The following is a 21,119-nucleotide window of genomic DNA, read 5'->3' on the forward strand; positions in this document are numbered from 1 at the left end:
GTTTACTTTCAGATTGTTAATTGAACTGTTGTATTTTAAATCTAGGGTTTACCCTACTTACTTTAGTAACATTAGTATTTAGTCGCTTATTAACCACTAAATATGATTTACGATATCTTTAACTAATGGCGGTCCTTGGTAGATAAAGCCTGAGTAAATTTGTACTAAGCTAGCGCCAGCTTCAATTTTCTCTTTTGCTGCAATGACACTGTCAATACCACCGACTCCAATGATTGGAATTTCACCTTTCAAATGTTGAGCAAATTTAGCAATAACGGCAGTGCTTTTACTTTGTAAAGGACGACCACTTAAACCGCCTGCTTCAGAAGCATGCGACATACCTTTAATCATTTCACGATCAAGGGTTGTGTTAGTCGCAATTAATCCGTCTATTTTATATTTCAGTAATGATTGAGCAATTGACTCTATCTCTTCGTCACTTAAATCAGGCGCCACCTTTAATGCAATCGGCACATATTTTTCATGCTTTTTAGCAAGCGCCTCTTGACGATCTTTTAACGAAGATAATAAGTCATCTAACGCCTCACCGTACTGTAAAGATCGTAGTCCAGGTGTATTGGGAGATGAAATATTAACGGCAATATAACCTGCATGTGGGTAAACTTTTTCCATGCAAATAATGTAATCTTCTTTACCTTGTTCAACAGGTGTATTGATATTTTTACCAATATTAATACCGATCACACCTTTAAAATTACTGTTTTTAACATTTTCAATTAAATTATCAACACCATCATTATTAAATCCCATACGATTAATAATACCTTCACCTTCTAATACACGAAACAAACGTGGGGAAGGATTGCCAGGCTGGCCAACGGGTGTAACAGTACCAACTTCAACATGACCAAAGCCCATAGCACCAAAAGCATCGATACATTCAGCATTTTTATCTAAACCGGCAGCCAATCCTAATGAATTAGGAAAGGTTAAGCCCATAAGTTGTACAGGGCGCTGTTGTACTTTTTGACGGTAAAAAAGGTCTAATACGGTACCGTGAGTTAACTTAAGTTGCTTGATTGAAAGATCGTGCGCTTTTTCTGGATTCATTTTGAATAAAAAACTACGCATAACTCGATATAACATAATAAGACCTTATTTAAATGGATATTGCCGAATGAAATTTACGCTATTGTATAGAAAAACCGTAAAAATCAATACTGTAATGATAACAAAAGCTTCAAAAATCAAGTATATCATTGTCTCACGCTATCGTAATAACACACATCAATAAATAAACACATGATGCTACAGGTGTGATGAACTGAGTAGTGATACACAGTGAATGAATGTTAATAACTAAGGAAAGATTGTAATATTAAATCAATAACATAAAGGGGATTACGATCGATAGGAATATACTATGCAGATAAAAAATAATAATTAAAAAGTAATAATTAAAAAGTAAATCTCCGGTAGCAAAAATGTTAACTTTAACAGGCAGTTAACAAAGTGTTCTGCCTCATACCATCATAACTACCATTATTTAAAAGCCATAAACTAACTTTTTAATTAAATTAAACGGTATTATATTAGCCAATACATATTATTGAATGTTTAAGCTTGTATTGTTCAGTCAAGGCTAAAACAATACTTAATCTATGCTTACTATTGAATGTTCAATGAAGGGTATTTATGGACACGAACTCGCCACCCTTTTAGCCATTGAATTTCATCGCGGGGTGCATTTTTTACTCGCCTAGTGAGCATTTCATCAGCAGCTAAAGCAAAGCTCAATAATATATTGTTTGATTGTTCAGGCATTGCTAGTAACACTTGCTTTAATCCCCATCCATAGCCTTGATATTGTTCATTAATTGCAATCCCCTCACCTTTGAAGTTTATATAATCAAGTAACACAAAGATGCCTTCAGGCGTGGACGTTAATGCACTTAAGTTCTTATTAATTTTTATTTTTTGAATTTCATCACTACTGTCTAAAATGTCCGGTATACCACGCTCTAAGCGTTTAATAATAAATCTAGCTTGTAATCCAATAGTAGAATGAAGTAACTCTCTTAATTGTATTAATTGAGCGCTTTCAAATTCGTCATAAAACATGTCTCTACTTTTCCATGGCGCTATTTTTGCTTCTGTTAACCATGGTGGAATTTTAATATTATTTTCTTTCAGGTAGTTTAATAACTGTGGGAACTGCTCTATGTAAGGCCCTTTTTTTAATGTTGGGTACCAAATGAAATGCCCTATTCCTAAGGAAGGAAAATTTTCCTTTTTATTCCATACTGTCAGGAATTCAGTTTTACCTGCGCCTTCGTTCTGCCAAATAAGGCGCGCGAGTGTATTAGTTTGTTTTTCTGATAGGTTTATCGGGTAATTCTGTGCGGAAACATAATTAAACAAAAGTGAGAATAACAGAGTGGGTATTGAAAGCGTTAAAAAAGCAATACGTGACATAAATAAACCTGAATCATGCAAATGAAGTGAATAGACGTCTAGGAAGTTGAAAGGTTCATTTTAAACGACGAAATGAAAACTCATGCTTTCAATTAATTGATCGCGTCTTTCTTGTGTTGCAACTTGTTGATAAGCGTCCAATGCGCCACGCCCTTTTGCAGAGGGTTGGTCATAGCCCAACGTATCATTAATAGACTCTTCCTGCTGGGATGAAAGCACTAAAGAAAACTCAGTGCTTTCCGATTTTTTACTAACAGGCGTTACTTCGCTAACGGGTGGCGTATTGTCATTTTTTTTAACCTGCGACACATTCCCCGTGTTAATGGGAATATTAGTCATCGCTATATTATTATAAATGGCCATTTGTCAGTTACTATTTCCTAATCACATATCAATTATGCTTGTATTATAGACAATTATTCTCTTCCTGGAAGCTTTTTCCATGTCACAGTATCACGTAAATAAACTGGTATTGCTAATTCAGGCTCTACCGCTTTATCATTTGCAATTAATAATGCAGCTGATTTAAGCATAAATTCGGCATTTGGATAAAGAATGTCAGATACTGAACATGTTTGGAAAAAAGTTAATAATTCAGGGTACGCAGCCCAACCAGTACCAACTAACTGACTATTTTGTTGTACTAGTATGCCGTTATTTTGTTGTTGTTCTATCAATGCTTCAGGCTTTATGACCACTTCTTTATCTTGTAAGACCATGACACCATTTTCATTAATATAGTGTGCAAAGTAAACCTCCCCCATTCGAGCATCAATAGCTGCATATACACTACTACATTGCTTATCATTGTGTAGCGCTTGTTGTGCCATTGCTTGTAAAGTGGAAATGCCTACCATTTTCTTTTCTAAGCCATAAGCTAACCCTTGCGCAATACTGATTCCGATACGAACCCCCGTAAAACTTCCTGGGCCTTGTCCATAAGCAATCACATCAATATCAGCTAATGATAATTTTGCTTCTTTAACAACGTCATCAACGGTTGGTAGTATTTTCTGCGTATGTTCTCTAGGAGCAAACATAAAACGTTGATAAGTAGTTGCATCTTTTGTTAATAATGCAACTGAACAAGCTTCTGTTGAAGAATCAATGCACAAAATATTTAATGAAGATGACATAAATCGCCTATTTAATGAGAGTTATAATGTTTATTAATGATGTTGACCCAGTTTGAGGTCTTCTTTAATACTTACTTGAGTATTTTATTCGATCTATTTAATCAATTAAAGTCAGAAAATCGATGGCTTTATTGAGGTCTCGAGTACGTGGCATGCAAGGTAAACTATTCAGAAACAGATTGCCATATTTACGACTGACTAATCGAGTATCACAAACAATCAATACGCCTTTATCTTGCTCAGCACGAATTAAACGTCCAACACCTTGTTTAAGGGTAATAACAGCTTGAGGGAGCTGCACATCAAAGAAAGGGTCTCCTCCTTTTAATTCAGCATCTTCCATCCGTGCTTTTAATAAAGGTTCTTCAGGAGAGGCAAAAGGTATTTTATCAATGATCACACAAGATAGCGTTTGTCCACGAACATCTACCCCTTCCCAGAAACTTCCTGTTGCCACTAATAACGCATTTCCGTGGCTAACAAATTCATCTAATAATGCTTGTTTGCTTTTCTCACCTTGCAATAAGACAGGTAACGTTAATGACTCTCTAAAGGCCTGTGCTAATTGATTCATCATTGAGTGACTAGTACAAAGAAAAAAACAGCGACCTTTACTGGCCTTTATCACCGGAGATAATGCCTCTACTAATTTAATGGCTAACCCTGGTGTACCTGGCTCAGGTAATAATCGAGGAACAACGAATAAGCTTTGTTTTGCGTAATCAAATGGGCTGTTGAGTTGTAAACAATCAGAATGAGTTAAGCCTAATAATTGCGTAAAATGTTTAAACTCCCCTTTCACTGATAATGTCGCAGAGGTGAATATCCAGCTCGCTTGTTTTTTCTGACATTCAACTTGAAAGCGTGTTGCTACACTTAATGGAGTAATATTTAAAGAAAAGTGCTGCTTCGTACATTCGTACCAGTAACTAAACCCACTTTCATGCGTATTATTTAATCTTTCAAATAATAAACTGTATTGATTAATTTTTTCAAAAGCATGATCTAATACTTCACTTTTACCTAATCGCTCTGTTACTACTTGTTTTAAAAATGTCAGCACTTGTCTGAGACGGCTCACATGCATTTGCATTGCACGATCTTTACTTTTATCTCGCCAACTTCCAGACCCTTTTTCCATGGCAAACGCTAATCTAAAATCTAATGATGCCGCTCTAAGTTGTTCTGCTGCTTTTGCCATCTGCTTCGCTTCTTTTAATTCAGTGCGATACACAAAATCGATTTCTTTAGCGAGCTCTGTTAATTGTTTACTAGAAAGTACTTCACCAAAATATTGGCTAGCAATATCCGGTAATTGATGTGCTTCATCAAAAATATAGGTATCAGCTTCAGGAATCAATTTCCCAAAACCAGTTTCTTTAACAGCAAGATCGGCAAAAAATAAATGATGATTGATAACAATAACATCGGCATCCATCGCTTTATTTCTCGCTTTCACGACAAAGCAATCCTCATAACTAGGGCACTCTCGTCCTAAGCAATTATCGTTAGTACTGGTAATAGAAGGAATGATCAACGCATCTTCTGGCAAGTTATCTACTTCTGCGATATCACCTGTTGCAGTACTGACTGACCAGTCTTTAATGGTGACTAATTCAGTATGTAAATTAGGTTGTTTGAAGCGGGTTTCCAACATGTAGCGATTTAAACGTTCAGTACATAGGTAATTGCTACGCCCCTTCAACAAGGTAGATAATCCCGTAAAGTGAGTTGCTTTCAGTAATAAAGGTAAATCTTTTAAATAGAGTTGTTCTTGAAGTGCTTTACTACCGGTTGAGATAATTAACTTTTGTCCCAAGCTTTTATCTAAGTTTAATAACGAAGGGGCTAAATAAGCGAACGTTTTACCCGTTCCCGTCTCTGCTTCAACTACTAATGAGGATTTTTTTTTAATGGCTAAGTCAACAGCCTCTGCCATTTTAACCTGTGCTTCTCGTCCTCTAAAATGCGGGATAAGATCTGCGAGTGCGCCTGTTGATGAAAAAAATGAAGCAATCAAGTTAGTGAGCTCTTAAGTTGAATAATCAGTTAGAGAGTGCATTTCAATCAATAGCTTTGATGTTAAAGCGCGTTAAATTGATGTTTTTTGCGCTACATCAGGATCAACGAAAAATTGAAATGCTATAAATAATAAATATTCTACGTTATTTAACAGAAACAGAACATGGGTTACTTCTATATAAGTGCACAGTTATTTGAAACAAAGGTACCATTATGGATAACAAACAACCGCTATCGCGAAATCAACCGTGCTTATTAACAGGTAAATTAGCAGATGAATTCAAAACAATAACGTTAATGACAACCTTATACTGTAATGCACATCACCCAAAAGGAAGGTGTGAAGATTGCCAAGCGTTACTTTCCCATGCTCGACAAAAATTAGACCGTTGTGTTTACGGGCAAGATAAACCGGCTTGCAAGCTATGCCCCGTTCATTGCTATAAACCTCATTACAGAGAGAAAACTAAAGTCATTATGCAATATGCGGGTCCAAAGATGCTACTTAAGCACCCTATTTTAACCATTAAGCATATTATTAAAGGGGCAAAACAATTTCCTAAAAAGATTCCTGTCGGATTATCTAATTACCATCAACGGAAAAAAATCAAATTGTGATATCAACATGTTTGATTTTAGATTCATTATTGGTTTGTTTTTGTGTTTTATCTTCTTGTGGTTTATCGTTTTTTACTAAAAAAGTTGATTTTGATTTATATAGACTTTCTTCAATATCTTCAGGTGAGTTATGATTATGATCGTTAGACTTTTGATATTTAACTAACTTTTGAGTGGTTAATTTATTATTATAAAATGGCTTGAATAGATAAGTGCGATGAATAAAGTCATTAATTAGATGTTGACTCATAATAGATACCTCTTACATTAAAGCATTACAATGAAATCTCTTTGTATTGATCATTTGTCTTTCATTAATATAACGACATTATAATGGTTTATGACCATAAAAAATGCCTAGAGAAGCTTGTTAATGTACCTTTATTTAACCCTACCTGAAAATCAACTTTGAATTTACGCCTTTAATCTTTACAATACCCGATATATAAATAAGGGTTTCATATGAATCGTAAAAAGAAAATAAATAGTATCCTGCAAAAACGCCTCAAAAAAATAAATGCTAAGGTTGCACCAGGTTCGAAAGAGAAATATATCTCTAAGGCTGAAAGAGCCAAGATTGCAGAACAAGAACAACAAGCACTATCAATTGATAGTGTCATAATAAAATAAAAAATAAAAACAAGACCTTAAGAGGCAAACCTCTGAGGTTTCGTTTTAATGAAATTTAACCAAACTTAAAAATTAATCATCCTTCATTTACATTCCTCATTTCTACACTAAAATAGTTGAATACAATTGATTATATATGTCAAAATGAATATATTTTTGTCATTTATTCCTTTATTATTGAAAGAATAATTTTGTTAACTCCACGTTGACGTTGATTAAAATACCATCAATTTTAATAGAAACACCTAAATTTTATATACTTGGAAGATTAATAATGATGAAACCTGCATTTATAATTGGCATTACATTACTGACTGGCTGTTCAACTCTAGAAAAAGTTGATCTAACACCAGAAATTAGTCAAATAAATCAAGTGACTCAAAATACATCTGGCACTCAAATAACGCAAAGAAATACATCAGATCCGGCAATACCTGATGACCCATATTATGCTCCAATTGATCCAAGTCGATCTCCAGCTGCTGTAGAAATAACGGGTTCATTATTTAATGCAAACCAATCTTCCGATTTATATAGTTATGCGCCTAAATTTAAAATCGGCGATACTATTAATGTATTATTACAAGAAGAGGTGGTTGCAAACAAATCGGCCAGTACAAACCTTTCTAACGAAAATAGTTATAATCTAGATCCTATTAAAATACCTGGTGGGAATTTATCTGTTAATGGTAACGATGTAGAGCTAGGGATAAGTCAAGATCAAGGATTTGACGGCGAATCTGGCAGCAGTCAAAGCCATAATATACAAGGCCGTATTACTGTGTCTGTAATAAATGTACTCAATAATGGAAACTTAGTCGTACGCGGTGAAAAATGGTTAGTCATTAATAACGGTAAAGAATATATTCGTTTAACCGGAATTATTAGGCCCTTAGATGTTTCATTAGACAATTCTATAGAATCATACCAAGTCGCTGATAGCCGTATTGAATTTAGTGCAACCGGTGAACATGCTGAAGTACAAACTCGTGGTTGGTTATCGTCATTATTTAGTGGTAGTTTTTGGCCAATCTAAGGAAAGATATTGAAGCAAATGTATAAAAAATTAATTGCCATGACGACAGTGATGGCGATGTCATTTTCAGCTAATGCACAATGGTACTCTAGCGAAGGAACGGCAGAAATCATTGAAAACGATATTAACAAATCACGTGATAAAGCAATATCGAATGCATTATTAACGGTGATTCGTTCTGCAGGAACCAGTGCTGAGAGTGTACAAGTTGTAAAATCTGGTGTGTTACAAGTCGATAAATTATCGATTCGTAGCAACGGTGAAATTCATGACATGCGCGTCACTGACGAAGTTATCTCAGGTGGGTATATTAAAGTAACGGTACAAGCAGATATCTACCCTTTTTCTACTTGCCCTCAAGAAAAATATTCAAAAAGCCTTTTTGTTGGACCTTTTAATTTAGCAACAAGATCTGATGCTCAATTAGGCGCGATTTACCATGCTGATGAAGCGATCACTCAACATTTGTTTAATCAATTAAAGCGAGATTCAAATAAAATTGACCCTCGTCAGTTAATGACACAGCCCATCGCTTTTGCTAATGACACCAATAATGATATTGAACTTCAGACCTTGCAAGTTTCTAGGGATATAGCAAATAAATATAATGTTCAATATTTGTTATTTGGTACCGTTAAAGATATGTCAGACTTTTACGAAACGACCAGTAATTTATTAACTAAATCAACACAACATAAACGTAATTTTCAAATGGATATTTACCTTGTAGATGCCATCAATAAAATAACGCTTTTAAAAAAGAAATATGTTGCTGTTACGGATTGGCCTTATTCATTAACTCATCAGTTTGACACTAATAGTAATACCTTTTGGTCAACTGATTATGGCCAAGTCATTGAACAGAATTTGAATAATGTGGTCAGTGATGTAAGACAGGCCTTGTATTGTCAACCAACGATGGCAACCATCATTGCCCAATTTAACGACCAATTAGTGATGAATATTGGTCATAGAAATGGTGTGAAAAAAGGTGATCAATTTCAATTGATCCGCAGTCAATCTGTTCTACACCAATCAAGTTTATTACAAGGCCCTATTTTTGTGCCTGCTGATATCATATTAACAGTTGTTTCTGTTCAGTCTGACCGAGCCATTTTAGAGACTGACGACCCTATGGACATGAGTAATATTCAAATCAGGGACATGTTAACACCTGTAGATGAATACACTTTGATAAGATTAGGTAAGAAAAGTAACTCATCAGTAAAGTAAAAACGTCAATAAGAACTTAGCTAAAAGGTAATTCAAATGACAACATTAAATTCTATCAACACTATTGCAAATACCATCTCGAATGTAGACAACATTGCTACAAATGCATCTACAAGCACATCTACTAGTGCATTAGGTGACACTTTTGGACAATTACTTGACTCAACGATTAAAGAAAATGGATTAAATGCTGCAATCAGTTCAACAAATATTCAAGATGGCTTCAAAGAAGTATTTAACGAGTTAGGTTTAGGTATTGCAACATCATTGGTTTCCGCTTTGTCTGGCAGCACAACAACGACTGCTGATGAAACATCAGAAGAAACGGCAGATGTTACAGATGAAAATACAAGTGACCTTGCCGCAACGAAAGCAACTGATGATTTAGATTCAACGGATAGTTCAGAGGAAGTAGCTGAAACAGACGTTGCTACTTCAAATGAAGAAACAAGTCTAAAGAGTATATTAGATAGTATTGCTTTATTAACGGCTAACCAATCGATCTCTAGTGAAGCTAAAAATACACTATCGTCATTACAAAGTATTTTATTAGAAAGCGATGATTCAAATGATAAAGAAAGCAAACAAACAACCTTAATGCAATAGTGAATGATATTTATACTTATATGGCTACACCAAATATATCAATACTAAAAACATCTTAGATATATACAAAAAACAGTTCACATTTAAAGTTTAGATTGATACTCTAAACACAATTAAATTATAGAGTATTATTTACCATGAAGAAGATAAGCCTGAAAGCACATTACCATCATCATATTACTTAATCTTTCAGGATGTTTCTTGGAAGAGTTTTTATGTGCTTCCAGTGGTTAACCAAATATAAACCCTCGGAAGTAAATCTCCCGAGGGTTTTTTAGTTTTAAATGCAAGGAAAAGAAGAATGCCAGAACAACGTTTAAGAATCGCAATCCAGAAAAAAGGTCGTCTAAGTGATGACACTGTTAAATTATTAAAAGCATGTGGTATTAAAATAAACTTAAATACACAACGTTTAATTGCACACAGTGACAATATGCCTATTGATATTCTTCGTGTGCGCGATGACGATATCCCAGGTTTAGTAATGGATGGCGTTGTAGATTTAGGTTTTATTGGTCAAAACGTATTAGAAGAAGAAAGTATGATGCGTAAGGTTGCTAATGAACCAACAGCACATAAAGTCGTTAAAGAACTCGCTTTCGGTGAATGTCGTTTCTCACTAGCAGTTGACAATGAATTTGATTACCAAGGTGTGCAATCTTTAGCAAACCTACGCATTGCGACAACTTATGTACATATCTTAAAGCGCTTTATGGCTGAAGCTAACGTCCCTTATACATCTTGTATGTTAACGGGTTCTGTTGAAGTAGCACCTCGCGCTGGTTTAGCGGATGCAATTTGTGACTTAGTTTCTACAGGTGCAACACTAGAAGCAAACGGATTGAAAGAAGTGGAAGTTATTTACCGCTCTACTGCTGTTTTAATGCAACGTGACAAGCCTTTAACTGATGCTAAACAAGATTTAGTCGACCGTATTCTCACTCGTATTGACGGCGTTCAAACAGCGAAAGAATCAAAATACATCATGTTAAATGCACCAAAAGCAAACCTAGTTGCGATTACAGACCTATTACCAGGTTCTGATTTACCTACAGTAATGGATTTAGCGGGTAGTGAAGACCATGTTGCACTTCATGTTGTGAGTAAAGAAAATCTGTTCTGGGAAACGATGGAACAATTAAAAGCATTAGGTGCAAGTTCAATTCTGGTTTTACCAATTGAAAAAATGATGGAGTAGTCCAAATCATGGGAATGAAAACAGTCAACTGGGAACAATTAACACCTGAACAGCAAACTGAATTGTTGAGTCGCCCTGCAATGGCCGATTCATCAGGTCTTACTGCGACAGTTTCAGATATTATTACTAATATTCGTGAAAACGGTGATCAAGCCTTGCTTGAATACACAAAACGTTTTGACAAATTAGAAGGTGATAATTTCACGTTAACAAACACAGATATCGAAGCGGCAACAAAACGCCTTGGTGCTGATATAAAAGATGCAATTAAAGTTGCATACGAACAGGTTGTGAAATTTCATAAAGCACAGCAACAAGATGTTATACGTGTAGAAACAATGCCGGGTGTTGTATGTGAAATGCATACACAAGCAATTGAATCAGTTGGTTTATACATTCCCGGTGGCAGCGCGCCATTACCATCAACGGTGATCATGACAGGTGCACCTGCTCAAATAGCCGGTTGTGCACGTTTAGTCCTATGTTCACCGCCACCACTTGCCGATGAAATACTATATGCGGCATCACTGTGTGGTGTTGATGAAATTTATTCTGTAGGGGGTGCGCAAGCTATTGCTGCTTTGGCTTATGGTACAGAAACCATTAAATCTGTAGATAAAATATTCGGCCCTGGTAATTCATTTGTAACTGAAGCAAAACGTCAAGTTAGTAATGATTTTTCTGGCGCAGCAATTGATATGCCAGCCGGCCCATCTGAAGTCTTAGTGATAGCAGACAAAGATGCCGATCCTGCTTTTATTGCGTCAGATTTATTGTCTCAAGCTGAACATGGTCATGATTCACAAACAATACTAGTGACGCCTTCTGCACAGGTTGCAGAACAAACAGCAATCGAAATAGCAAGCCAACTCGCCGTTTTAGAACGTCGTGAAATTGCAGAAAAAGCGATTGCTAACAGCGTCAGCATAGTGTGTAAAGATATTACACAAGCGATAGAGATCTCTAACCGTTATGCACCTGAGCACTTGATTGTACAAACTGAACAACCAAGAACATTACAACCTTTGCTTAAAAATGCAGGTTCAATCTTTTTAGGTGCTTGGACACCTGAATCTGTTGGTGATTATGCAAGTGGCACTAACCATGTATTACCAACCTATGGTTATACTAAAACTTATTCAAGTTTAGGGTTAGCTGATTTTGTAAAACGTTACACTGTACAAGAGTTAACGCAGGAAGGTTTACGCAATCTAGCGCCAGCTGTGACTTGTTTAGCACAAGCTGAAGGTTTAACTGCGCATAAACGTGCAGTGACTATTCGTATGGATAAGCTTGAAAGCCTGAATAAAAAATAATAAAAACAGACAACAAGTCGCATTCAACATAAGTTCAATAATTGACCTGAGCAATAAGTTGCTCAGGCATTCGTTAGGGATGAAACATCGATGAGTAACATCAAAAAGCTTGCTAGGAAAACAGTCCAAGCGTTAACACCTTACCTTTCCGCTCGCCGTATTGGCGGTAACGGAGATGTTTGGTTAAACGCCAATGAAGCCCCCGATTGCAGTATCTATCAACTTGATTCATCAAAACTACACCGTTACCCAGAATTTCAGCCTCCTCAAATTATCAATGCCTACGCAACTTATGCGAAATTAAATGCAGACCAAGTGTTAACTACTCGTGGTGCCGATGAAAGTATCGAAATTTTAATTAGAACATTTTGCGAACCTAGCATCGATAGTATTTTAATCTGCCCCCCAACTTATGGCATGTATGCAATTAGTGCAGAAACTTGTGGTGTTGCGATTGAAGAAGTCCAATTACAAGCTAACTTTGATGTAGATTACGAGGCGGTAAAAAAAGCAGTATTAGCGTCTAACGGTAAAGTGAAAATCGTCTTTTTATGTGCGCCAAATAATCCAACTGGCAATATGTTAGATAAAAACAAGCTAGCTGAGTTATTAACAGCAACGGCGGGCAAAGCATTAATTGTTGCCGATGAAGCTTATATCGAATTTTGCCCAGAACTATCACAAACTGACTTAATTGCTGATCACGAAAACTTAGTGATCACGAGAACCCTTTCAAAGGCCTTTGCACTTGCTTCAATACGTTGTGGGTTTACACTAGCGCAAACGTCTGTGATTGAAATGATGAGCAAAGTAATTGCACCTTACCCAGTACCAGCACCGGTTGCACAAATTGCAGAACAAGCATTGTCTGCTGATGGGTTAGAAGTCATGCGTGACCGTGTTGTAGTCTTAAACAATAACCGACATGTGTTAGCTAATGCGCTCACTAAAATAGACTGTGTTGTCGATATTTTCCCAACAACGGGCAACTTTTTATTAGTTCGTTTTAAAGATTCAGCTAAAGTGTTTAAAGCTTTTGCTGACGACGGCATTATTATGCGAGACTTTGCAAACAAACCTCGTCTAGAAAATTGTGTTCGTATCACCATTGGTAACAGTGATGAAATGAACAAAACATTAAAAACCTTAAACTCACTATAGGATCCCCCCAATGAGTACACAAAAATTTCTATTCATCGATCGCGATGGAACGTTAATTGATGAGCCTATTAGTGATAAGCAGGTAGATAGCCTTGAAAAATTGGTTTTTGAACCGTACGTGATCCCAAGCTTATTAACATTACAAGATGCAGGTTTCACATTAGTTATAGTCTCGAACCAAGATGGTTTAGGGACAGACAGCTATCCGCAAAGTGATTTTGATATTCCACAAAATAAAATGATGGAAATATTCGCGTCACAAGGTGTTAAATTCGAAGCAACCCTACTATGCCCACACTTTCCTGAAGACAACTGTAGCTGTCGTAAACCACACTTAGGGATGGTGAAAGAATACTTACAGTCTGGTCGCATTGATCACGCAAATTCTTATGTCATTGGTGACCGTCATACTGATATCGGTTTAGCCGATAACATGGCGATTACCGGTATTCTTTATAATAAAGAGACACTAGGTTGGAAACAGATAGTTAAACAATTAACAACTCTAGGGCGTACAGCATCGGTAACACGTACCACTAAAGAAACGGATATTAATGTCTTTGTTGATTTAGATACGACTGGCGACAATAAAATTGATACGGGTATGGGATTCTTTGATCATATGTTAGATCAAATCGCAACGCATGCTGGTTTCCAACTAAATGTTAGTGTAAATGGTGATTTACATATTGATGACCATCATAGTGTTGAAGATACTGCATTAGCGTTAGGTGACGCATTAGATAAAGCATTAGGTGATAAACGTGGTATTGGACGTTTTGGTTTTGTATTGCCAATGGATGAAACCAAAGCAAGTTGTACTCTAGATTTATCAGGGCGCCCTTTCCTTAAGTTTAAAGCTGATTTCCCACGTGAATTAGTCGGGACGATGTCAACGGAAATGGTTGAGCACTTCTTTTATTCATTAGCACAAGCAATGCGTGCGACTATCCATTTAGAAGTTGAAAATGGTAATGCTCATCATATGGTCGAAGGTTTATTTAAAACATTTGGTCGCACTTTACGTCAAAGTATACAAATTATTGGTACCGACTTGCCATCAAGTAAAGGTGTTTTATGATCGTTATTATTGATACTGGTTGCGCTAACCTTTCATCAGTTCGTTTTGCTATTGAACGTCTAGGCTATGACGTCGTGGTTAGTAAAGACCCTGCTATTCTTCAGCAAGCGACTAAACTATTTTTACCAGGTGTGGGTACTGCTAAAGAGGCCATGGCAAACCTTATTGGGCGTGATTTAGTAGAAGAAATTAAAAAACTAACTCAACCTGTTTTAGGGATTTGTTTAGGTATGCAAATGCTAGCAGAAGGCAGTGAAGAAGTCTTTGCAGAAGAAGCTAGTTCAGACGACGCTGAAAATGAAGTGATCAAAACATTAGGTTTAGTTGACGGGTTTGTTGAGAAGATGGACGTTGCACCATTACGTTCACCACATATGGGTTGGAATCAAATAACACCTAAACTAGATGAACCTTTGTTTAAAGATATTCCTGCTGGTAGTTATTTCTATTTTGTTCACAGTTACGCATTACCTGTTAACGAAAATACCATTGCAAGTTGTGAATATGGCACACCTTTCACTGCAGCCGTGAATAAAAACAATTTTTACGGGGTTCAATTTCACCCTGAGCGTTCAGGCAAAGCAGGCGCGCAATTAATCAAAAACTTTTTGGAGCTTTAATATTATGATTATCCCAGCACTTGATCTGATTGACGGTAAAGTTGTTCGTTTATACCAAGGCGATTACGATCAAAAAACAGTTTACAGCGATGATCCACAAAGCTTATACACTATTTACAATGAACAAGGCGCTAATTGGTTGCACCTTGTTGATTTAGATGGTGCAAAAGATATTACTAAGCGTCAACTTGGCGTCATTGAAAGTTTAATCAAAAATACACCTGCTAAAGTTCAAGTGGGTGGTGGCGTTCGTACTGAAGCTGACGTAAAAGGTTTATTAGATACTGGCGCTCATCGCGTTGTTATCGGCTCAACTGCCGTTAAAGAACCTGAAATGGTTGCAGGTTGGATGGAAAAATACGGGCCAGAACATATCGTGTTAGCATTAGATATTAACATTGATGCAAATGGTAACAAGATTGTTGCGGTATCGGGGTGGCAAGAAGATAGCGGCCAAACCATTGAGTCGCTATTAGAAATCTACATGAAAGTCGGTCTAAAACATGTGTTATGTACTGACATTTCTAAAGACGGTACATTAACAGGCTCAAACGTCGATTTGTACAAAGAAATGGTTGTGGCGTTTCCAAGTGTTTCTTGGCAAGCATCAGGCGGTATCGGTTCATTAGAAGATATTGCAGATGTCGCTCGCTCAGGCGCTCAAGGAATGATTGTCGGACGTGCATTGCTTGAAGGCAAGTTCACAGTAGAAGAAGCAATTAACTGCTGGCAGAACGCTTAATTAAGTGTCTTTGTTATATAAACATTGAAAATAAGAAAAAGCATGTGAGTTAATCAAGCTAGCTCAATATTATAAAAGCGACTGATTGTGTATTATCAGTCGCTTTTATTTTAAAACAGTTTTATTTACATATAACTATTTTTTAACTAATGCTAACGTTTAACTAATGACTAGACGGTAAAACCCAGTCTTTACGTGCGAAGTGACAAGTATAACCGTTAGGTAATCGCTCTAAATAATCTTGATGTTCAGACTCTGCTTCCCAGAAACCCCCTGCTGGTTCTAATTCAGTCACAACAACACCTGGCCATAAACCTGATGCATTAACATCTGAAATAGTTCTAATAGCCTCTTGTAACTGACTTTCCGAAGTATAATAGATAGCAGAACGGTATGAAGCGCCCAGATCATTGCCTTGTCTTAATTCTGTTGTTGGATCGTGTATTTGAAAGAAAAATTCTAGCAACTTTCTAAAGCTCATTACTTCATTATCAAATATTATTTCAATGCCTTCAGCATGATTACCATGATCACGGTAAGTCGCATTTGCTACTTCACCACCGGTATAACCAACTCGCGTTGATTGAACACCAGGTAATTTACGTATCAAATCCTGCATTCCCCAAAAGCAACCACCTGCTAATACTGCAATTTCTTGACTCATTATAATTCCCTAGTTGTTTTGTAAGTTAATTAACGAAATAAATTAACTTGGCTAAATAAAAAAGTCGAACGTTTGTTCGACTCATTAGCTTATCAATTTTTAAATATTACTACTTTCTTGCCACTAAGTGAACCGTACTAATAGAGCGCTCTAGAAAAGCGCCTTCGCAGTAAGCAAAATAATATAACCAAAGGCGTTTAAACTCTTCATCGTAACCATGTTGTGTTAATTCATTCCACGAAGCCAGGAAGTTCGTACGCCAATCCGCTAAGGTCTTAGCATAATCTAAACCAATATCGTGTAAGCCTTCTATCACTAAATCACTGCTTGTTGTCAACTGCTGAGACAAGACGTTAACAGAAGGTAAAAAACCGCCAGGGAATATATAACGCTGTATAAAATCGACATTATTTTTATAATGGTCAAAACGTTGATCGGCAATAGTGATTGATTGAATAAGTAATTTCCCCCCTTCTTTCAAACGTGCATTACACTGTTCGAAGAAACTTGGCAAAAACGCATATCCAACGGCTTCAATCATTTCGATTGAAACAACTTTATCAAAGGTCCCCGTTAATTCTCGATAATCTTTTTTCAATAATGTAATATTTTCTTCTAACTTTAATGCCTTAACTCTTTGCTCAGCATACTCAAATTGTGCATCTGAAATAGTCGTAGTGGTGACTTTACAACCATAATGTTGAGCTGCATAAATAGCTAAGCCACCCCATCCGGTTCCAATCTCTAATAAGTGATCCTCTTTTGTTAATGCTAATCTGTCACAAATAGTTTTAAGCTTATATAACTGCGCGTATTCTAATGAGGTAGTTTCAGAGGGATATATAGCCGACGAATACATCATTTGAGGATCAAGAAAACGAGTGTAAAGTTCATTACCAAGATCATAATGCGCTAAAATATTACGCTTCGAGCCTGATTGGGTATTACGGTTCTGCCAGTGACTGATTGCATTCTTAATTTTATTAAGTATTGATTTATTTGAATCTAACTTATCGGTTTGCTGCTGAGCTTTAGCAAAAATTCGAATTACCTGTGTTAAGTTCGGGCTACTCCACTTCCCAGCTATAAACGCTTCTGCTACACCAATACTTCCACCTTTCACAAAATCACGATACAGGCTCATATCATGGATGTGTATTTTTGCCTTAAGCGTACTGTCATCTGCATCTTGTAATGTATTTTCAGGGAAAAAAAGATGCTCAGAACCTTCAACAACCTCTAACTGGCCATAACTCAGTTTTAAAAATACAGAATGGACTAATGAACGACAGCGTTTGTCAAACCAATTTGTTGTTTCTACTGCTGTAACATTTTGTATTTCTTCCATTGAATTCTCCTAGAATGTAAACTTTATAACGCTTTAATTAATTTTCTGATAGCCGATAAAAGGTATTCTTTTAATAAACAACTTTAATGCTTGCCAATAAATACCAATCACTATCTTTCCTGTCATAATTGGAATTTTCGCCCAAACATGAAATAAATTTCGTTTACTGAATGCTTTTTTCTTTAAGATTAAACTGGCTTCAAATAGTTTAGTCACCTCGCCATTCTTTTTATTAGTTCGCTTATTCTCTATTTTCACTAATAATTTATCACTGTTCACCTCTGGTGATTTGATATGCCATATATAACTCATATCAAGATCCATAAAAGGTGATACCTGAAAAACTTTATCACTTGTTTTATCTTGTTCTAATAAATCAACTAAATAATAGTGTCGTTCATTCCAAGGTGTATTGCTTACTTCAGCCAACATTTGTGTACAATTGTCGTCTTTATCGTAGCAAAAATAAAAGTTAGCCGGGCTAAAGTAGATTCCAAAACACCTGACTTGAACTAACATTACTATTCTTTCAATATCAGGATAACCATTCAGTTGATTAACTTTATCTTTTATACGCTGAGATAATGAATTAGGTTCACTTCTTAGGTAATCTTTCTCAACGAAACGCAATGGGTGATACCAGGAAAAACCAAAGACGCCTTGTCCCTTATCAGCATGTTCAACCTCATCAACATCTAATGCCAGCATAAATAAGGTGGTATTAAAACTATGATTTTTAGGCAAAAAACGTTTATGAATAACGTGGCCCACGTAAATGTTACTTTGACTAAATACGGTAGAGGTTGATTTAACAGAAGACATGACGGCTATTTACTCGCAAATGCATCAAGAAAACAATCAAAACGCTGCGCAACTTCAACAGCACTTCTAACACCGTCTTCATGAAAACCACTATGCCAATATGCACCGGCAAAATGTGTATGATGTTTGCCGCAAATAAGATCTCGTTGGTGTTGCGCTCTAATAGATGCTGAAGAAAAAATTGGATGATGATAATTATATTCTTTTAATATTTTATCTGGGTCAATATCTTGCTTCTGATTCAATGTGACACAGAAAGTATGGTCGCTATAAAAACCTTGTAATATATTCATATTGTAAGTCACACTGGCAGGCTTAGATCGATCTTGACTCAATTGATAATTCCAACTTGCCCAAGCAGCTTCCCTGTCTGGCAATAGACTAACATCTGTATGCAAAATGACAGAGTTCTCGCTGTAAGGCATATCTGATAACAATGCCTCTTCATCTTCAGTGGCGTCACTTAAGAGCAACAGAGCTTGATCGGAATGACAAGCAATAACCACTTCGTCAAAGGTTTGTTTATCATCGGGATGATCAAAATGAATTTGAACCTTATTATCATTACGCGTGATGCCCAAAATATTAGCATTAAGATGAATGTTATCTTTAAAGGGCGCGCATAGCGGTGCTAAGTAACTTCTTGACCCATTTGGGATAACATACCATTGCGGTCTATCTGCAATATTCAATAACCCATGATGATGGAAAAATTGAACAAAAAATCTAAATTCAAACTCTTCCATCTGCTCTAATGAACTTGACCAAATAGCAGCGCCCATTGGCAAAATATAATGTTCAGCAAAGAAAGCGCTGAATTTATGCTCGGTTAAAAATTCACCTAACGTTAACCCTGGTAGATAAACGTCTGCTTCGAAGATACCTTTACACAATTTATTGAATCGTAAGATCTCTTTGACCAATAACCAAAATTTAGGGTTAAGTAAGTTTCGTCTTTGCGCAAATAAAGTATTTAGGTTATGTCCATTATACTCCAAGCCAGTATGGCAATTATGGACTGAGAAACTCATCTCAGTGGCTTTTTTACCAATGCCGATTTCATCGAGTAACGCTAAGTAATTAGGATATGTTTTATCATTAAACACAATAAAACCTGTATCGATTGCGTAAGGTATTCCGTCTTTTTCTATATCGACAGTCGCAGTATGTCCGCCAATATAATCATTTTTTTCAAATACAGTAACATTATGTTTTTTAGATAATAAATAGGCAGATGTAAGACCAGAAATACCTGAACCAATAATTGCAATATTTTTCATGAAAGTTAATCCTTTACGATAATTTTCTGCCAAACAAAATCAGGCAATAATGAAATAGCTTTTAGTAATAACGTTAAACGTTTGGGAAAGTGCGCATATGATTTTCGTTTTTTAATGGCCGTTATAATACGAGAAGCCGCTTCATCACTAGACAGTAAAAATGGCATTGAGAAATCATTTTTGTCAGTAAGAGGTGTTTTGATGAAGCCAGGATGGATTAACGTGACATCAATACCTTCTTTTATTAAATCTAACCGTAAACTTTTAGCTAAGTAATCGACACCCGCTTTAGAAGCTCCGTACGCTTCACTTCTTTGAAAAGGTAACAGTGTTGCGCTAGAACTTACAAACACGACTTGTCCGCCCTCTTTTACTTTAGGTAATAAGGACTGCAATATCCAACCTAATGAAATTAGATTAGTTTGAATAACATCTGCAAATAACTCACCATCAAAATGTTTAGCATCATCAATATAACGGCAGTTTCCTGCATTTAAGAGTAATACATCTAAAGAATCAATAGTGCGTGCGACCTCTTCTATTGCTAGCTTATCAGTCATATCAAAACAACATGTTTGAAAAGCTTTGTCAGACATCGCATCAAGTTGTTGTTGATTTCTTCCGCAAGCAATGACCTTTTCACCTTGTTTAGTATATTGTTCAAACAATGAGTAACCAATGCCTGAGGTCGACCCTGTAATTAAGATTGTTTTATCAGACATTATTTAGCCGCCTTACTTTTAATTAAGCGTATTACTTTCCCCAAAACAGGAAGTTGTTCATACAACATAGATCCTAAATCCAAGAAGTCGCGGTGATAAATAACTTTTCCTTCTTTGGCTTTGAGATGAGAACTACCAAATACGGAAACTTCATTTCCCTTATTGAGTTTAGGATGTTGATAAGTCATTTTCCAATAAATAGCGGCTTGATTTGGCTGGGAAATAACCTCACTAATAATAAACTGACAGCTTTCAAGGTTTTGATATAAACCTTGAAAGTACTGCTGTAGCTCATCAAGCCCTTTAATTTCATGGATGGGATCAATAAATGTGATTTCTTGGTGATAAATTGAGTTCAGTAATGCTAAATTATCAGTATTCAGCTTTTGGTAAACCGAGGTAAACTCATTTAACCAGTCAGGTTCATTATTCATATTGCCTATCCTAT

Annotated in this window: 23 protein-coding genes and 1 other annotated feature; of the genes, 11 read left to right on the plus strand and 12 right to left on the minus strand. The window is 36.2% G+C overall.

The genetic code is table 11. The annotated features are described in order from the left end of the window. Positions 1–96: 96 nt before the first annotated feature. From pyrD to Q0794_RS15260, 5 genes are all read right to left on the minus strand, one after another. Positions 97–1,107, minus strand: a complete 1,011-nt coding sequence (pyrD, locus tag Q0794_RS15240; protein WP_298943319.1) for a quinone-dependent dihydroorotate dehydrogenase — start codon at positions 1,105–1,107, stop codon at positions 97–99. Positions 1,108–1,629: 522 nt separating this feature from the next. Continuing rightward, positions 1,630–2,436 (minus strand): hypothetical protein, encoded by an 807-nt coding sequence (locus tag Q0794_RS15245; protein WP_298943321.1) that lies wholly within the window; start codon positions 2,434–2,436, stop codon positions 1,630–1,632. Positions 2,437–2,496: 60 nt separating this feature from the next. Then, a complete protein-coding gene (locus Q0794_RS15250; RefSeq protein ID WP_298943322.1) occupies positions 2,497–2,799 on the minus strand; it encodes a hypothetical protein in 303 nt (100 codons plus the stop codon). Positions 2,800–2,852: 53 nt separating this feature from the next. After that, entirely contained in the window at positions 2,853–3,572 is a 720-nt protein-coding gene (gene tsaB / locus Q0794_RS15255; RefSeq protein ID WP_298943324.1) for a tRNA (adenosine(37)-N6)-threonylcarbamoyltransferase complex dimerization subunit type 1 TsaB, read from the minus strand. A gap of 97 nt (positions 3,573–3,669) precedes the next feature. Beyond that, the gene (locus tag Q0794_RS15260) at positions 3,670–5,592 is read right to left on the minus strand and encodes an ATP-dependent DNA helicase (RefSeq protein WP_298943326.1); all 1,923 of its coding nucleotides are present in this window, start codon (positions 5,590–5,592) and stop codon (positions 3,670–3,672) included. Positions 5,593–5,807: 215 nt separating this feature from the next. On the opposite strand from Q0794_RS15260, the gene Q0794_RS15265 reads away from it, so the two are divergent. Beyond that, the gene (locus Q0794_RS15265) at positions 5,808–6,212 is read left to right on the plus strand and encodes a nitrous oxide-stimulated promoter family protein (RefSeq protein ID WP_298943328.1); all 405 of its coding nucleotides are present in this window, start codon (positions 5,808–5,810) and stop codon (positions 6,210–6,212) included. On the opposite strand, the gene Q0794_RS15270 is transcribed toward Q0794_RS15265, so the two are convergent. Further along, a complete protein-coding gene (locus tag Q0794_RS15270) occupies positions 6,202–6,462 on the minus strand; it encodes a hypothetical protein (protein ID WP_298943329.1) in 261 nt (86 codons plus the stop codon). The two genes, Q0794_RS15265 and Q0794_RS15270, sit on opposite strands and share 11 nt — an antisense overlap. A 212-nt stretch (positions 6,463–6,674) precedes the next feature. Here Q0794_RS15270 and Q0794_RS15275 point away from each other — a divergent pair, with 212 nt between their 5' ends. The 10 genes from Q0794_RS15275 to hisA all read left to right on the plus strand — a co-directional run bounded on the left by Q0794_RS15275 (position 6,675) and on the right by hisA (position 15,835). After that, entirely contained in the window at positions 6,675–6,842 is a 168-nt protein-coding gene (locus Q0794_RS15275; RefSeq protein WP_298943331.1) for a DUF2986 domain-containing protein, read from the plus strand. Between the two features lie 274 nt (positions 6,843–7,116). After that, a complete protein-coding gene (locus Q0794_RS15280; protein WP_298943333.1) occupies positions 7,117–7,878 on the plus strand; it encodes a flagellar basal body L-ring protein FlgH in 762 nt (253 codons plus the stop codon). An 18-nt stretch (positions 7,879–7,896) separates the two neighbouring features. Then, positions 7,897–9,111 (plus strand): flagellar assembly protein T N-terminal domain-containing protein, encoded by a 1,215-nt coding sequence (locus tag Q0794_RS15285; protein ID WP_298943335.1) that lies wholly within the window; start codon positions 7,897–7,899, stop codon positions 9,109–9,111. 36 nt (positions 9,112–9,147) lie between these two features. Next, positions 9,148–9,717, plus strand: a complete 570-nt coding sequence (locus tag Q0794_RS15290) for a hypothetical protein (protein WP_298943337.1) — start codon at positions 9,148–9,150, stop codon at positions 9,715–9,717. Between the two features lie 160 nt (positions 9,718–9,877). Next, positions 9,878–9,996: a sequence feature (His leader region), on the plus strand. Between the two features lie 22 nt (positions 9,997–10,018). Then, the gene (gene hisG, locus Q0794_RS15295) at positions 10,019–10,915 is read left to right on the plus strand and encodes an ATP phosphoribosyltransferase (protein WP_298943338.1); all 897 of its coding nucleotides are present in this window, start codon (positions 10,019–10,021) and stop codon (positions 10,913–10,915) included. Positions 10,916–10,929: 14 nt separating this feature from the next. Continuing rightward, positions 10,930–12,231: a histidinol dehydrogenase gene (gene hisD / locus Q0794_RS15300; protein ID WP_298943376.1), complete on the plus strand. Its 1,302-nt coding sequence runs from the start codon at positions 10,930–10,932 to the stop codon at positions 12,229–12,231. A 90-nt stretch (positions 12,232–12,321) separates the two neighbouring features. Further along, positions 12,322–13,392, plus strand: a complete 1,071-nt coding sequence (gene hisC / locus Q0794_RS15305; protein ID WP_298943340.1) for a histidinol-phosphate transaminase — start codon at positions 12,322–12,324, stop codon at positions 13,390–13,392. Between the two features lie 10 nt (positions 13,393–13,402). After that, positions 13,403–14,473 (plus strand): bifunctional histidinol-phosphatase/imidazoleglycerol-phosphate dehydratase HisB, encoded by a 1,071-nt coding sequence (hisB, locus tag Q0794_RS15310; protein WP_298943342.1) that lies wholly within the window; start codon positions 13,403–13,405, stop codon positions 14,471–14,473. Next, a complete protein-coding gene (gene hisH / locus Q0794_RS15315; protein ID WP_298943343.1) occupies positions 14,470–15,093 on the plus strand; it encodes an imidazole glycerol phosphate synthase subunit HisH in 624 nt (207 codons plus the stop codon). The genes hisB and hisH overlap by 4 nt, the downstream gene beginning before the upstream one ends. Before the next feature lie 4 nt (positions 15,094–15,097). Next, positions 15,098–15,835, plus strand: coding sequence for a 1-(5-phosphoribosyl)-5-[(5-phosphoribosylamino)methylideneamino]imidazole-4-carboxamide isomerase (gene hisA / locus Q0794_RS15320; protein WP_298943345.1), 738 nt, complete (start codon positions 15,098–15,100; stop codon positions 15,833–15,835). Between the two features lie 163 nt (positions 15,836–15,998). Here hisA and msrA read toward each other — a convergent pair whose 3' ends face one another. The 6 genes from msrA to Q0794_RS15350 all read right to left on the minus strand — a co-directional run bounded on the left by msrA (position 15,999) and on the right by Q0794_RS15350 (position 21,105). Beyond that, positions 15,999–16,499: a peptide-methionine (S)-S-oxide reductase MsrA gene (gene msrA / locus Q0794_RS15325; protein WP_298943347.1), complete on the minus strand. Its 501-nt coding sequence runs from the start codon at positions 16,497–16,499 to the stop codon at positions 15,999–16,001. Between the two features lie 109 nt (positions 16,500–16,608). Then, entirely contained in the window at positions 16,609–17,847 is a 1,239-nt protein-coding gene (locus Q0794_RS15330) for a class I SAM-dependent methyltransferase (protein WP_298943348.1), read from the minus strand. A gap of 33 nt (positions 17,848–17,880) precedes the next feature. After that, the gene (locus Q0794_RS15335) at positions 17,881–18,669 is read right to left on the minus strand and encodes a DUF1365 domain-containing protein (protein ID WP_298943350.1); all 789 of its coding nucleotides are present in this window, start codon (positions 18,667–18,669) and stop codon (positions 17,881–17,883) included. 5 nt (positions 18,670–18,674) lie between these two features. After that, positions 18,675–19,949, minus strand: a complete 1,275-nt coding sequence (locus tag Q0794_RS15340) for an FAD-dependent oxidoreductase (RefSeq protein WP_298943352.1) — start codon at positions 19,947–19,949, stop codon at positions 18,675–18,677. 5 nt (positions 19,950–19,954) lie between these two features. Further along, positions 19,955–20,671 carry an SDR family NAD(P)-dependent oxidoreductase gene (locus Q0794_RS15345; protein WP_298943354.1) on the minus strand — a complete coding sequence of 239 codons (717 nt, stop codon included), beginning with the start codon at positions 20,669–20,671 and terminating at the stop codon, positions 19,955–19,957. Continuing rightward, on the minus strand, positions 20,671–21,105 hold the full coding sequence (locus tag Q0794_RS15350) for a nuclear transport factor 2 family protein (RefSeq protein WP_298943356.1): 435 nt from the start codon (positions 21,103–21,105) through the stop codon (positions 20,671–20,673). Before Q0794_RS15350 ends, Q0794_RS15345 begins: the two co-directional genes overlap by 1 nt. Positions 21,106–21,119 lie beyond the last annotated feature (14 nt).

Source organism: uncultured Psychromonas sp., from assembly GCF_947489755.1.
In the GTDB taxonomy this organism is placed as follows: domain Bacteria; phylum Pseudomonadota; class Gammaproteobacteria; order Enterobacterales; family Psychromonadaceae; genus Psychromonas.

Excerpts from the sequence above, each read along its gene's own strand:
- Q0794_RS15330 (WP_298943348.1), bottom strand. The coding sequence starts at position 17,847 with ATGGAAGAAATACAAAATGTTACAGCAGTAGAAACAACAAATTGGTTT.
- hisA (WP_298943345.1), top strand. The coding sequence starts at position 15,098 with ATGATTATCCCAGCACTTGATCTGATTGACGGTAAAGTTGTTCGTTTA.
- tsaB (WP_298943324.1), bottom strand. The coding sequence starts at position 3,572 with ATGTCATCTTCATTAAATATTTTGTGCATTGATTCTTCAACAGAAGCT.
- Q0794_RS15280 (WP_298943333.1), top strand. The coding sequence starts at position 7,117 with ATGATGAAACCTGCATTTATAATTGGCATTACATTACTGACTGGCTGT.
- Q0794_RS15245 (WP_298943321.1), bottom strand. The coding sequence starts at position 2,436 with ATGTCACGTATTGCTTTTTTAACGCTTTCAATACCCACTCTGTTATTC.
- Q0794_RS15340 (WP_298943352.1), bottom strand. The coding sequence starts at position 19,949 with ATGAAAAATATTGCAATTATTGGTTCAGGTATTTCTGGTCTTACATCT.
- Q0794_RS15270 (WP_298943329.1), bottom strand. The coding sequence starts at position 6,462 with ATGAGTCAACATCTAATTAATGACTTTATTCATCGCACTTATCTATTC.
- Q0794_RS15345 (WP_298943354.1), bottom strand. The coding sequence starts at position 20,671 with ATGTCTGATAAAACAATCTTAATTACAGGGTCGACCTCAGGCATTGGT.
- Q0794_RS15275 (WP_298943331.1), top strand. The coding sequence starts at position 6,675 with ATGAATCGTAAAAAGAAAATAAATAGTATCCTGCAAAAACGCCTCAAA.
- hisD (WP_298943376.1), top strand. The coding sequence starts at position 10,930 with ATGAAAACAGTCAACTGGGAACAATTAACACCTGAACAGCAAACTGAA.
- hisH (WP_298943343.1), top strand. The coding sequence starts at position 14,470 with ATGATCGTTATTATTGATACTGGTTGCGCTAACCTTTCATCAGTTCGT.
- Q0794_RS15350 (WP_298943356.1), bottom strand. The coding sequence starts at position 21,105 with ATGAATAATGAACCTGACTGGTTAAATGAGTTTACCTCGGTTTACCAA.
- msrA (WP_298943347.1), bottom strand. The coding sequence starts at position 16,499 with ATGAGTCAAGAAATTGCAGTATTAGCAGGTGGTTGCTTTTGGGGAATG.
- Q0794_RS15250 (WP_298943322.1), bottom strand. The coding sequence starts at position 2,799 with ATGGCCATTTATAATAATATAGCGATGACTAATATTCCCATTAACACG.
- pyrD (WP_298943319.1), bottom strand. The coding sequence starts at position 1,107 with ATGTTATATCGAGTTATGCGTAGTTTTTTATTCAAAATGAATCCAGAA.
- Q0794_RS15290 (WP_298943337.1), top strand. The coding sequence starts at position 9,148 with ATGACAACATTAAATTCTATCAACACTATTGCAAATACCATCTCGAAT.
- Q0794_RS15265 (WP_298943328.1), top strand. The coding sequence starts at position 5,808 with ATGGATAACAAACAACCGCTATCGCGAAATCAACCGTGCTTATTAACA.
- Q0794_RS15335 (WP_298943350.1), bottom strand. The coding sequence starts at position 18,669 with ATGTCTTCTGTTAAATCAACCTCTACCGTATTTAGTCAAAGTAACATT.
- hisB (WP_298943342.1), top strand. The coding sequence starts at position 13,403 with ATGAGTACACAAAAATTTCTATTCATCGATCGCGATGGAACGTTAATT.
- hisC (WP_298943340.1), top strand. The coding sequence starts at position 12,322 with ATGAGTAACATCAAAAAGCTTGCTAGGAAAACAGTCCAAGCGTTAACA.
- hisG (WP_298943338.1), top strand. The coding sequence starts at position 10,019 with ATGCCAGAACAACGTTTAAGAATCGCAATCCAGAAAAAAGGTCGTCTA.
- Q0794_RS15285 (WP_298943335.1), top strand. The coding sequence starts at position 7,897 with ATGTATAAAAAATTAATTGCCATGACGACAGTGATGGCGATGTCATTT.